The sequence below is a fragment of the Bombilactobacillus sp. ESL1197 genome (assembly GCF_058107145.1).
Window position 1 is genome coordinate 690,076 of sequence record NZ_JBYLTY010000001.1, and the last position, 12,571, is coordinate 702,646.

10 protein-coding genes, 1 riboswitch and 1 other annotated feature are annotated in these 12,571 nt (G+C 38.8%); of the genes, 6 read left to right on the plus strand and 4 right to left on the minus strand.

The features are described 5' to 3' along the window. The first annotated feature begins 14 nt into the window (after positions 1-14). Positions 15-722 (plus strand): glucosamine-6-phosphate deaminase, encoded by a 708-nt coding sequence (locus tag AC3B6B_RS02990; protein WP_489757215.1) that lies wholly within the window; start codon positions 15-17, stop codon positions 720-722. Between the two features lie 129 nt (positions 723-851). Here the strand turns inward: AC3B6B_RS02990 and AC3B6B_RS02995 are convergent, their stop codons facing one another. Continuing rightward, positions 852-2,204, minus strand: a complete 1,353-nt coding sequence (locus AC3B6B_RS02995) for an amino acid permease (RefSeq protein ID WP_489757707.1) — start codon at positions 2,202-2,204, stop codon at positions 852-854. A 119-nt stretch (positions 2,205-2,323) separates the two neighbouring features. On the opposite strand from AC3B6B_RS02995, the gene mmuM reads away from it, so the two are divergent. After that, on the plus strand, positions 2,324-3,244 hold the full coding sequence (gene mmuM / locus AC3B6B_RS03000) for a homocysteine S-methyltransferase (protein ID WP_489757216.1): 921 nt from the start codon (positions 2,324-2,326) through the stop codon (positions 3,242-3,244). Between the two features lie 79 nt (positions 3,245-3,323). Next, positions 3,324-3,557 (plus strand) — a binding site (T-box leader). Between the two features lie 138 nt (positions 3,558-3,695). Then, positions 3,696-4,781, plus strand: coding sequence for a PTS sugar transporter subunit IIC (locus AC3B6B_RS03005; RefSeq protein ID WP_489757217.1), 1,086 nt, complete (start codon positions 3,696-3,698; stop codon positions 4,779-4,781). A gap of 179 nt (positions 4,782-4,960) precedes the next feature. Here AC3B6B_RS03005 and treC read toward each other — a convergent pair whose 3' ends face one another. Together treC and treR are read right to left on the minus strand one after the other, a co-directional pair. Further along, a complete protein-coding gene (gene treC, locus AC3B6B_RS03010; RefSeq protein ID WP_489757218.1) occupies positions 4,961-6,628 on the minus strand; it encodes an alpha,alpha-phosphotrehalase in 1,668 nt (555 codons plus the stop codon). A 9-nt stretch (positions 6,629-6,637) separates the two neighbouring features. Then, on the minus strand, positions 6,638-7,363 hold the full coding sequence (gene treR, locus AC3B6B_RS03015) for a trehalose operon repressor (RefSeq protein WP_489757219.1): 726 nt from the start codon (positions 7,361-7,363) through the stop codon (positions 6,638-6,640). Positions 7,364-7,592: 229 nt separating this feature from the next. Here treR and AC3B6B_RS03020 point away from each other — a divergent pair, with 229 nt between their 5' ends. Then, positions 7,593-9,539, plus strand: coding sequence for a PTS sugar transporter subunit IIABC (locus AC3B6B_RS03020; protein WP_489757220.1), 1,947 nt, complete (start codon positions 7,593-7,595; stop codon positions 9,537-9,539). A 485-nt stretch (positions 9,540-10,024) separates the two neighbouring features. On the opposite strand, the gene AC3B6B_RS03025 is transcribed toward AC3B6B_RS03020, so the two are convergent. After that, positions 10,025-10,993: an asparaginase gene (locus AC3B6B_RS03025; protein WP_489757221.1), complete on the minus strand. Its 969-nt coding sequence runs from the start codon at positions 10,991-10,993 to the stop codon at positions 10,025-10,027. 81 nt (positions 10,994-11,074) lie between these two features. Continuing rightward, positions 11,075-11,171, plus strand: a riboswitch (THF riboswitch). A gap of 34 nt (positions 11,172-11,205) precedes the next feature. On the opposite strand from AC3B6B_RS03025, the gene AC3B6B_RS03030 reads away from it, so the two are divergent. Together AC3B6B_RS03030 and tsaB are read left to right on the plus strand one after the other, a co-directional pair. Beyond that, positions 11,206-11,724 carry a folate family ECF transporter S component gene (locus tag AC3B6B_RS03030; RefSeq protein ID WP_489757222.1) on the plus strand — a complete coding sequence of 173 codons (519 nt, stop codon included), beginning with the start codon at positions 11,206-11,208 and terminating at the stop codon, positions 11,722-11,724. Positions 11,725-11,778: 54 nt separating this feature from the next. Then, positions 11,779-12,501, plus strand: coding sequence for a tRNA (adenosine(37)-N6)-threonylcarbamoyltransferase complex dimerization subunit type 1 TsaB (gene tsaB / locus AC3B6B_RS03035; protein ID WP_489757223.1), 723 nt, complete (start codon positions 11,779-11,781; stop codon positions 12,499-12,501). Positions 12,502-12,571 lie beyond the last annotated feature (70 nt).

The window sequence follows — 12,571 nt, forward strand, 5'->3', positions numbered from 1 at the left end:
AACGAGGATCAACTATGCAAGTTATTATTTCTAAGGATCAAGTGGTTGCTAGTCAACAGGCAGCACAAATATTTGCGGCTAGTTTAACGCAGGGAGCTCAGACTTTTGGTTTGGCCACTGGGTCAACTCCTATTATGACCTATCAAAATCTTGTCCAAAGTAATTTGGATTTTTCACAATGTGTGTCCATTAATTTAGATGAATATCTGGGGATTAGTCCTGCTAATGATCAAAGTTATCATTATTTTATGCAAGAACATTTGTTTAAGCAAAAACCGTTTGCTCAATCTTATTTACCTGACGGTTTAGCAACAGATCCAAACCAAGAAGTTCAACGGTATGACCAAATAATTGCGCAAAATCCAATTGATTTACAACTTTTAGGAATTGGGCGTAACGGGCATATTGGTTTTAATGAACCGGGGACCTCGTTTGCTTTAACGACACATGTAGCTGACTTGACGCAATCTACGATTGATGCCAATGCGCGTTTCTTTAAGAACATTGAAGAGGTGCCAAAGAAAGCCTACTCAATGGGGATTGCATCGATTATGCAATCCAAGCAGATCATTTTAGAAGCTTTTGGCGCGGACAAAGCGCAAGCGGTGCAACAAATGATTGAAGGACCAGTGACTGAGGACGTGCCTGCCAGTGTGTTGCAACGGCATTCAGATGTCGTAATCTTACTAGATCAAGCGGCGGCTTCATTATTAAGTAAGTAAATTTAGTTTAATCAGAAAATAAAGATAAAGTTTTAATATTATAAATATAAAAAAAGTAATGCAAGTGGGCATTACTTTTTTTGTTAAGCAATTTAATTGGTTATTTTGATATTTGAAAAGTATTACTAGTTAATGTTTAGTTTGGCGTTTGACCAGCCATTCTTTAAGATAATAAACAGCATAACACAAAATGAGAAAGGGAATCATATAAAATAATGCGGGCCGTTGGGTTGGGTCAAAAACAATCAAGACACATGATAATAAACTTGCAATAAATGCAGCCCACGGTACCACAGGATACCAAGGAGTTTTGTATTGTAATTCATCGACAGTGTGGCCAGCTTGCAGCCATTGCTTGCGAAAATTAATTTCGGATAAAGCAATGGCCATCCAGACAATGACCACGGCTAAGCCGGAAATAGACACGAGTACTAAATACACGGTTGAAGCTGCATAAACACTAGAGATCAAAGCCAAAACGCCGCCCACCATGCTCAAGCACAAAGCGATCATAGGAACACCACGGGAATTGGTTTGTGCGCACTTTAAAGGAATCATTTTTTCGTGAGCCAGTGACCACAACATGCGCGTTGAAGCATATAATCCCGAATTAGCGGCTGATAAAATGGCAGTTAAGACGACAAAGTTCATGATATCGCCAGCAAACGGTAAGCCCATTTTGTTGAAAACAAGGACAAACGGACTTTGATTAACGCCGGCTTTTTGCCACGGAATTAAGGCGGACATGACAATGATACTTCCAATAAAAAAGAGGACTAGCCGAAATAAGGTAGTGTGAATAGCCTTGGGTAAAGCCACAGCCGGGTCTTTAGTTTCACCGGCAGTGACGCCAATTAATTCGGTACCGGAAAAGGCAAAATTAACAGTTAACATGGTTGTAAAGACTGCTTTAAAACCGTTGGGAAAGAGTCCATCTTTAAATAAATTATGAAAGAGTGGTGCGTGAGTATAACCTTTCATCGGAATAATCCCGAAGATAGCCGCAGCTCCTAAAAGAATGAACACCACAATTGCAATGACTTTAATGCTCGAAAATAAAAATTCGGTATTCGCGAAGAACTTAGTGGAATAAGCATTGGAAACAAAAATTAAAGTCATAAATAACAGACTCCAGATCCAAGTGGGGGAATGGGGGAACCATTGCTTCATAATGATGCCTGCAGCGGTAAACTCGGAACCTAAGGCGACTGTCCAGGTTAACCAATATAAAATGGCGACGGTAAATCCAGTTGCTGGTCCAATGAACTTAGTTGCATAAACATGAAATGATCCAGTTTCGGGCATAGCCACAGATAATTCACCTAGACATAACATAACTAAATAAACAATCACCGCTCCTAAAGCATAAGCCAAAATAGTGCCAATGGGGCCGGCTTGATGAATGGTATAACCAGAACTTAAAAAAAGTCCGGTACCAATGACCCCGCCTAACGAAATCATGAATAGTTGATACTGGTTCATAGTTCTTTTGAGATCAGTTTGAGTTTTTTTCACATTTTACACCTTATTCTGTGTATTAAATTTGCACAGATTATAATATCATTAAAGTATAATTGATAGCAATGAGGAGTGAAATGGCAATGAAATTAAAGGAAGTCCGCCAATTTTTCCAAGAAAAAGTCCGTTTAATTGATGGTTCAATGGCGGGTGAACTGGAGAAAAATGGTGTTGATACTGACAATACTTTATGGTCTGCGGAAGCGTTAATTACTAATCCCGCGGCGATTAAGCAGGTTCATCAAAGTTATTTAGAAGCTGGTTGTGAAGTTTTGACGACGAATAGTTACCAAGCAAATATTCCGGCTTTTGTGCAGGCTGGTTATAGTGAACAAACGGCGCAGGATTTGATTGCACGCTCTGGCCAATTGGCTAAAGAAGTTCGCCAACAATCCGCACAACGTCCCGTTTTAATTGCGGGTGACATTGGGCCTTACGGTGCTTATTTAGCAGATGGCAGTGAATATCGTGGTGATTATCAGCTAACCAAAGCACAGTACCAAGCCTTTCATCGACCACGGCTGCAAATTTTGGCTGAAGCGGGCGTTGATTTGTTCGCCTTTGAGACGATGCCAAATTTTGCAGAAACCCAAGCCTTGGTAGAGTTATTAGAAACGGAATTTCCCCAATTTGGTGCTTGGTTATCATTTAGTGTGGATGGTCAAGATAGTTTGTGTGACGGAACCAAATTGGCTACGGCAGTGCAGTATTTTGCTGATCATCCTCAAATAGTAGCTTTAGGCTTTAATTGCACCGCCTTAGACAATGTGGCGCAATTATTACCAGCAGTTACACAAAACACCACTAAACCAGTTATTGTTTATCCGAATAATGGAGATACGTATGATCCGCTGACTAAAACTTGGCAAAAAACGGCTGATGCTTTGCAATTTAAAGATTTAGTGCCGCAGTGGCTAGAATTAGGGGCGGGAGTGTTAGGCGGTTGTTGTCGTACCACGCCAGCAGATATGAAGCAAATCAGGACTTGCTTAGATAATTATTAAATAAAGTTACAAAAAATTAATTTTAGGGTTGACAAGCACCACATCTCTGGTTATCATTAAAAACAATTAAATTAAAAATTAAAAAACGTTAAGGAAGACAAACAGCATAAACATCTTTATTAGCGAGCCTGGTTAGGTGCAAGCAGGTGAAAGGTCTTATGTGAATCTCACTTCTTAGTTGTTAACTGAAAATTAATTAAGTTTTACCGGAAAGCAGCCGTTATCACTGCCGCGAATTAGTTGACTCTGATCAAGTTGGTTAGTTCGGATAAGTTTAGTAAAAGGTGGTACCGCGTGAACTGACGTCCTTTTAAAGAGCATTTACTCTTTAAAAGGGCTTTTTTTGACTCTTGGTAAAAACTGCGCAGGAAGATTTGAATGTTATCATTAATAATTTTTAATTTAGTCAATGGATGCAAGTTGATATTGAAGAGATGGGGAGTGTTTAGTTATGGAAGAAACAGTGCAACAAGAACATAAGATGACTGTTAAAGATTATGTCTATACAGTATCTGCGGGGGTATCGAATGCGGTCTTAGTAATGTTAGGTGTGGGCTTGTTGATTCAATCCATTGCTAATTTTGTACACTGGCACGCCCTCTACCAAGTTGGAGCCGTTGCGCAGTGGATGTTAGCTCCTGCTTTTGGGGCGGTTATTGCAACTCAATTAAGAACGAACTCGTTAGTAATGTTTAGTTCGATGATTTCATCGACAATTGGTGCGAATGCGGTTTATTTCACAAGTAGTGCTATGAAAGGGGTGACGCCCACTGGCAATATGTTGGTGGAAGCGGCCCATTCGGGAATTTTTACTTCAGGACAACCAATTAGCGCGGTTGCTGCCGGATTGATTGCCGCTTTGGTTGGTAAATACTTAACCGGTAAAACACCATTAGATATGATCTTGGTTCCATTAAGTGCAACGTTAGTGGGGACGATTTCCGGTTTAGGTTTGGCAAGTGTTACGACACCGGCCTTAAATTGGTTGAGTCAATTCATTGCTCAATCAATGCAGGTTAATCCACTCTTAGGTTCTATTTGTGTCTCATTTGCTTGGTCGCTATTTTTAATGACGCCAGCTTCTTCAGCAGCCTTAGCAGTGGCAGTCATGTTAGATCCACTCTCGTCAGGGGCGGCCTTAATTGGTACAACTGCACAATTTGTCGGCTTTTTAGCGATTTCTTGGCGGCAAAATAATTTAGGTGCCAATATTGCGCAAGGTTTTATTACACCAAAAATTCAATTTCCTAATTTGTTAATCAATCCGATGTTAGCTGTACCGTCATTTATTTCGGCAGTGGTTGCCGCACCGATTGCGACGATCGTGTTTCATTTTAAAGTTAGTTATACTTTGGCAGGTTTAGGTCTGAATTCATTGATTGTGCCAATTAATCTCGCCTCAAGTAATCCGAAAGCTTTGGTAGTTTACTTGATTATGGGTGTGGTAGTGCCGGCAGTGCTTTCATTAGTGATTTACAAACTCATGTTGAAAGTTAAATTAGTGAAAGATGGTCAGTTACACGTTGAAGTAGTTTGATAATGTAGCAATTTAGTTAAAAAACTTTTGCCGATTGATTGGTGGTAAAAATAAACTTCTAACTTGCGAAGCAAAATCTTTGTCTCCAATACAAGTTATCTTTTGACCCCCAAGTTCGGCAATTATTAAAATACCAGTCAGTTTTGTTAATTACAAAAACCGGCTGGTATTTTTAATGTTTATAAATTAATTTTAACGGCTAGTGCTTCATAGGGTTGTAATTTCAGTGTCGGGGGCAGTTGTTCTAATTGGACTTGATAGTTACTGATTGTTACCTGACACGTTTTATTTTGCAAATTTTTAGGTAAAACAACAGTGGTGTCTTGACCATAAAAATTAGCCCAAACTAATAATTGCTGTGATTGGTTATCAAGGTAACGGCGGTAGGCAAAAACTTGCGGATCATTTTTTAAGAACATTTGAATGTGTCCATCTGAGATTAGTGGTTCTGTTTTGCGTAAATGAATTAGTTGTTGATAATAATCAAAGATTGCTCCGTGTGCTAATTCGGCTTGGACATTGATAGTTTGTTGATCAGTGGGCAACAACCACGGTTGGACTTGACTAAAGCCAGCATACTGGCTGTCATCCCAATGCATAGGCGTGCGGGAATTGTCACGCGATTTAGTTTGTATAATAGTTAAGGCTTTTTTGGGAGTCAAACCCTGATTAATTAGTTTTGCGTAAGCATTTTTACTTTCAATATCGACATAATCGTCCATCGATGAATACGAAGGGTTAATCATGCCAATTTCTTCGCCCATGTAGATATAAGGTGTTCCCCGCAGTAAATGCATCGAAGTAGCTAACATTTGCGCTGACTTAATCCGATATTTGCCCGGATCGCCAAAGCGATTGAGTGCCATTGGTTGATCATGATTGTTCCAAAATAAAGCATTCCAACCATGGCCTTGATCCATTTGTTCTTGCCATTGAGTCAACAAAGATTTTAATTGCATAAAATCAAACGGCATTTTGGACCATTTTTCACCATTTAAATAATCAACTTTTAGGTGATGAAAATTAAAAACCATTGATAATTCATGACTATCAGGGTTCGAATAAGCAATCGAATTTGGAATAGTTGTGGACGACATTTCACCAACCGTAATGGCTTCGGGATCTTGTCCAAAACTATTTTGGTTCATTTCTTTGAGGTATTGATGCACGATCGGTGTATCCGTATATAAGCTTTTTTCTTGCAGTGGATTACTGGAATCTACTAAGACAGCAGCTTTGCCGGTGACATTAATGACATCAAAGCGAAACCCCTTGACCCCCTTATTGCGCCAGAAATTAATCACTTGATAAACGGCTTGGCGAACTTGCGGATTATGCCAATCTAAGTCCGCCTGAGTAGGATCATAGAGATGTAAGTAGTAATAGTCCGTTTGTCCGAAGCGGGACCAAGCGGGACCGCCAAATTTACTTTGCCAATTAGTGGGTAGTTGACCATTGGGCTTAGCTTTACGTAAGTAAAAGAATTTTTGGTATTCTTGATCGCCGGCAAGGGCTTTTTGAAACCATTCGTTTTCAATGGAACAATGATTAAAGACCATGTCTAGCATGACATCAACATTAATTTGCTTGAGTTTAGCAACTAACTCTTCAAAATCGGCCATAGTACCAAACAGCGGGTCAATTTGGTAATAATTGGCAATATCATAGCCGTTATCTTTTTGGGGTGAGACAAAGAATGGATTAAACCAAATCATATCGACGTTTAATTTTTTAATATAATCAATTTTTTGAATAATTCCCCGCAGGTCGCCGATACCGTCATTATTGGAATCGTAAAACGATTTGGGATAAATTTGGTAAATCACTTTTTTACCTAAATTAGTCATAATTGTCTCCTAAAGTTTAATTTTTTTTCTTCGAGCAAAATCCACAAATTTAAATTTACTAGGATTATGAAAGGATAATGTTAACTGAAAAGAAGTAGTGTCGCTTAAAAAGCTGTGACTGGCCACTAACACGACTAAGTTGTTATTAAGGTGCAATTTTGCTTGAAGTTGTGGCGTGACCTGTTCGACTGTAATGGTTTTGGTGGCGTAAGAGACTTCCAGACCCAATTCTTGTTCTAAATAGTGGTAAATGGAAGTTTGAGCGGCGGACATCGGTAAGTCATTAATTGGAGGAGTAAATAAAAAGTCACAATCTAGTACTGCCGGTTCATCGTTGATCAAGCGTAAACGTTCTAAGTAGATACCCTTTTGGGCAGACTCATTCGCAAATTTTGCTTGAAACATTTTAGGTGCTGTGGCCATCTTTTTTAGAGTTAAGACCTGAGTCTGAGCGTGCATTTTTAAAGAGTTATTTAATTCAGCAAAACTGGTAATTCCAGAGATCGGGAAAGAATATTTTTCGAGATTTAAAACGACGGAACCTTTCCCTCGAATCTTTTGAATCAATCCCAAGTCGTTGAGTTGCGCTAAAGCTTTGCGAATTGTTTCGCGGGCAGTTCCGTATAGAGTAGCTAATTGGTTTTCAGTCGGTAAAAAAGTTCCGGCGGGAAATTGCTGATGTTGTATTTTAGAAGCCAAATCTTTGGCAATGAGCACGGCTTTTGATTCTGTCATTTTGAAGTCCTTTCAATAATTAATTATATTATAGCTATTTTTGTCTAGACAAGTAAAGAAACCAAGAATAAAAAGAAAAAAATTAATTTGATCTGGAATTACTTACTTAAATTTATTGCTAAAAAAGCTTTTGACTGCTGCCAAAGTAGTTGGCTGTAATTAAGTAATTGACAACTTGTCTATACAAGTTTAAAATATGCCCTGTAAGCGTTTCATGGGAGGGAAAATTATGGCTATTAATCAAGAGGAGCAGCTTTTAGCTCCGGCCAATGGTCAAACCATTGCTTTAAGTAAAGTAAACGATCCTGTTTTTAGTCAGGGAATCATGGGCCAAGGTTTTGGCTTAGAGCCAACTGATGGTCAACTGGTAGCACCAGTTGGTGGTCAAATTACGATGGTTGCGGAAACTAAGCACGCAATTGGTATTACGACAGCTAGTGGCTTAGAAGTTTTAATTCATATGGGAATTGATACGGTCAATCTTAAAGGTTCAGCTTTTGAAGTGGCAGTTCAAACCGGTCAAAAAATTAAAGCTGGTGCGCCACTGGCCAAAATGGATTTAGCCGCAATTAAGCAACATGATTTACAATCTACAATTATTGTGGTCATTACTAATTCCAATGACTATTTAGACGGTTTAGATTTAACTGAAGCTACAGTTCAATCAGGTCAACCGGTAGCTAAGGCTTACTTCAAAGCAAAAGCTACCACGGCTACTGCTGATAAAAAATTATCTTATGATGAATTAGCAACTTTTATTATTAAAAACGTTGGTGGCGTGGACAATATTAAAAGTGTCATTCACTGTATCACCCGCTTACGATTTTATTTAAAAGATGAATCTCAGGCTAATGATGATATCTTGAAAAATCAACGTGGAATTTTAAACGTCATGCATGCTTCTGGCCAGTATCAAGTAGTCATTGGCGACGGGGTAGCGAACGCTTTTGATGCCATCTTAAAGCGTTTTCCAGAGTTAGCGAAGACTGATGATGACGATGCCACCACAGCAACAACGCCACAAACGGGTGGTAATCCATTTTCCCGGGCAATTGGTAATTTAATTGGTTTTATTACGGGATCTATGAGCCCCGTCATTGGTGTTATTGCAGCCTCGGGTATTATTAAAGGTTTATTGGCGCTGTTAACTTTACCGCAATTGGGCTCTTTATTAAGTACGAAGAGTGCCATTTATGTTACGGTCAGTGCAATGGCAGATTCAGCTTTCTTCTTCCTACCAGTTTTAGTTGGTTTTAGTGCAGCTAAACGTTTGGGGAGTGATCCCATTATTGCCGCAGTGATTGGTGGAGTCTTAGCATATCCACAATTAGTGACATGGGGTAAAGCTGGTAAAGTAATGTTTAGTTTGGGTGGGTTGAAATTTCAATTTCTAAATTATACTTACTCAATTTTTCCAATGATTCTAGCAGCTTGGCTGGCAATGAAATGTGAAAAATGGTTAAAACGAGTTTTGCCAACCTATCTACAAATGATTTTTGTCCCGTTAATTACGATTTTAATAGTCGCTACGATTACTTTAGTAATTACTGGACCAATTATTCAAACGATTGCGAATGGTTTAGCAGTCTTAATCAACTGGTTAGTTTCTGTTTCTGGCTGGCTCGGCGGCTTTATTATTGGTGGCTTGTATCAAGTTTTGGTTATCTTTGGCTTTCACTGGGGCGTGGTCCCACTGGTGGCACAACAGATTGCTAGTACCGGACAAAGTGCCATCAATGCGATTGTTTGTTCAACAATGATTGCTCAAGGAGCGGCAGTTTTAGCAGTAGCGATTAAATCTAAGAAGTCAGATATTAAAGAATTAGGTTTTGCAGCCATGATTAGTGCCTTTTGTGGGGTCACTGAACCGGCAATTTATGGTGTTAACTTACGCTATAAGAAAGTCTTTATTTCTGGATCTATTGGTGCCGCTTTTGGTGGCTTAGTTACTGGTTTAATGCACGGAACAATGTTTGGCTTTACAGGTGGATTAATTGGTTTTTCTAGTTTCTTCAACCCGAAAAATCCTGGTGACTTGCATAGTTTTTACGCATTCTTATTAGCTAGCGCTGTCACGATTGTAGTTGCCTTTCTTGTCACTTGGTTCTGGGGCTACAATGACGAAATGGTCATGGGTCAAAAAGTTGAAAAAGCTAAGCGTCCTGGCAAAGCTTAGTGAAAATAAAAGTGGTTGCAGCAAAAGTTAACCACTAAATAAAAGGGCAAGATAATCTGGGATTTTTTCCATGATTGTCTTGCCTTTTAACTTGAAGTTTTTAACCAACTTTTGTTGCAGTATGATATAGCGCACCAAAAGCTTGCGTTTAACTACAACTAAGCCCTCAAGCCAAAGACCAACTTAAGACCTTAGTTTAGGTTAATCCTAAGCTTTTAAGCGGCTTTTGTTGCAGTGTTTGATATAGCGCACCAAAAGCCAAAAGCTTGCGTTTAACTACAACTAAGCCCTCAAGTCAAAAGCCGACTTAAGATCTTAGTTTAGGTTAATCCTAAGCTTTTAAGCGGCTTTTGTTGCAGTATTTGATATAGCGCACCAAAAGTCAAAAGCTTGCGTTTAACTACAACTAAGCCCTCAAGTCAAAGACTGACTTAAGATCTTAGTTTAGGTTAATCCTAAGCTTTTAAGCGGCTTTTGTTGCAGTGTTAATTATTAATATAATGATGTAATTCTTGATTATTTAATCCCGCACTAACTCCCACTAATAATTTGATGCGAGCTTTTTGACCATTGAGGCCACGACAAAAAGTAATGCCCATTTTTTCCAAATTGACACCACCACCTTCATAATCATAAACCGGTTCAGCGATACCATTAAAGCAACGTGATACTAGAATTACTGGAATATGATGGTCCAACAAGTTATGAACTGCGGTTAAAGTAGCTGGAGGTAAATTGCCAGCACCTAGGGCTTCAATGACGACGCCTTGTGTTTGTTCTTGATCTAGGGCCTCAAAAAGTTCGCCAGTCATGCCAGCATAAGCTTTGATTAAATAAACATGATCGACAATATTGGTAATTGGCAAGTGTTGATGTGGAACAATTTCTTGAAAATAATTGACGTGACCCTCAGAGATAATCCCAATGGGACCAAAAGTTGGAGTCCGAAAAGTGGCGACGTTAGTAGTGTGAGTTTTAGTGACGTAACGGGCTGAATGTATTTCATCGTTCATGACGACTAAAACGCCTTGACCAATTGATGCTTTTGAACTGGCTACTTGAATCGCCGAACGAAAGTTATACAGTCCGTCACTACCAATTTCATTGGATGAACGCATTGCACCAGTGACCACGACCGGCATGTCATTATCTAAAGTTAAATCTAAGAAAAAGGCCGTTTCTTCTAAAGTATCGGTACCGTGAGTGACGACGGCACCAAAAAAGCCTTCTTGTGCCGCTTGGCGTAAACGCTTGGTTAACATTAGCATTTGTTTGGGTGTCATATGTGGCGACGGTAAATTAAAAATTTCCTCGGAAATAATTTGTAGTTGATCAGAATTAGGCAGTTCTAAATTAGCTAACGGATTTTGGGCGTTGGGTTTAATATTACCTTGCTCGTCTTCTGACATGGAAATAGTCCCACCAGTGTGTAAAACTAAAATTTTTTTATTCACGGTTTAAGCCTCTTTTTACAATTATTATAGTAATTTTAACATGTTTGTTTGAATCTATGATATGGTTAAGAAGTTAAAAATCTTGGAGTAGGGAATAAAGCGTTAAGTGCTGGCGGAACGGAATGTGAACGCTGGACGAAAAGCGATAGCTTGCGGTTTTATTCTCGCATTCGCCACGATCACAGTGGCAGCTCCTTTAGGAGATGCTTAAAATGAATAAATTACAGTTAAACAATCGGACCTTTAATATCACTTGGTTAGCGATGTTAACGGCTTTGCAAGTCATTGTCGGTCGCATTCACTTAGGGCCAAGTTTTTTAAAAGTCGGTTTTGGTTTTGTGATTACTGCCTTAATTGGTTATTATTTTGGTCCCGCTAAGTCAACGTTAGCTGCCCTGATTGCCGATATTATCGCTAATACTATCTTTCCACCACAAGGTGGATTTTTTTGGGGCTTTACGTTGTCAGCTGTAGTCACTGGCTTTTTATATGGAATCAATTTGTATCATAATCAGCCCACTAGTCAACGCTTATTAATGACCACAATTGAAGTGACGCTCATTGTTAATTGGCTGTTAAATACTCTTTGGGTTTGCGTTTTGGGAAATTTAAATTTTGGTCAAATGTTATGGATTCGAGGAATAAAAGAAATTGTTTTTATTCCAATTCAAACAATTATTTTAGTTTTATTATTCAAATGGTTACAAAACCGTAATTTTACCGTTCATTAAGACTAAATTTGAAGTATAGTGAATTTAGAATAATTATAAGGATGTAATTTTGTAATGAAGATTTTAGCCATTGATACTTCTAATCAACCTTTAAGTGTGGCCAGTGCCTTAGATCATCAAGTCTTAGCACAGGTCAGTGAAACGAATTTAAAGTCACATAGTATTAAATTATTACCAGCTATTGATCAAGTAGTGAAAACAGCCGGTTGGCAACCTCAAGATTTAGACCGAATTGTTGTAGCACAAGGACCTGGCTCATTTACAGGGCTTCGTATTGCTGTAACAACTGCTAAGATGTTAGCTTGGACCTTAAAGAAGGATTTAGTCGGCATTTCTGGTCTGCAGGTTTTAGCACAAAATGTGTCTGATTTTCAAGGAGTTATTGTTGCTTTAATGGATGCACGTAATTTAAACGTTTTTGCGGGTATTTATCAGCAGCAATCTGGAAAACTTCAAGCGTTAGTGCAGGAAAGTCATATGCGCTTAATAGATTTGTTAAGTAACTTAAAGACATTAAAACAACCGATTATGATTGTGGGCCAGTTGACTAATGAAATGGTCGGGTTAATTAATGAGCAACTACCACAGGCACAAATTAAAAATGATGGCTTTCCACAAGCACAATCATTAGTTGATTTGGGATTGGCTCAATCACCAGTTTCAGATTTAGATAATTTTGTTCCGAATTATCTGCGTCAAACGCAAGCCGAATTAGTCTGGCGGAAAGATCATCCTGATTTGGCTCAGCATCAGCAAGATTATGTACAAGATGTTTAAAAATATAATAAAAAATCAAAAATATCTGTAAGCAAGTGACCGGAGTGTTGGCAATTCTAAACCGGCTTTT

Bases quoted from the DNA above. Each gene is read 5' to 3' on its own strand.
- tsaB (WP_489757223.1), top strand. From the start codon at position 11,779: ATGAAGATTTTAGCCATTGATACTTCTAATCAACCTTTAAGTGTGGCC.
- AC3B6B_RS03030 (WP_489757222.1), top strand. From the start codon at position 11,206: ATGAATAAATTACAGTTAAACAATCGGACCTTTAATATCACTTGGTTA.
- AC3B6B_RS03005 (WP_489757217.1), top strand. From the start codon at position 3,696: ATGGAAGAAACAGTGCAACAAGAACATAAGATGACTGTTAAAGATTAT.
- treR (WP_489757219.1), bottom strand. From the start codon at position 7,363: ATGACAGAATCAAAAGCCGTGCTCATTGCCAAAGATTTGGCTTCTAAA.
- treC (WP_489757218.1), bottom strand. From the start codon at position 6,628: ATGACTAATTTAGGTAAAAAAGTGATTTACCAAATTTATCCCAAATCG.
- AC3B6B_RS03020 (WP_489757220.1), top strand. From the start codon at position 7,593: ATGGCTATTAATCAAGAGGAGCAGCTTTTAGCTCCGGCCAATGGTCAA.
- AC3B6B_RS02990 (WP_489757215.1), top strand. From the start codon at position 15: ATGCAAGTTATTATTTCTAAGGATCAAGTGGTTGCTAGTCAACAGGCA.
- mmuM (WP_489757216.1), top strand. From the start codon at position 2,324: ATGAAATTAAAGGAAGTCCGCCAATTTTTCCAAGAAAAAGTCCGTTTA.
- AC3B6B_RS02995 (WP_489757707.1), bottom strand. From the start codon at position 2,204: ATGAACCAGTATCAACTATTCATGATTTCGTTAGGCGGGGTCATTGGT.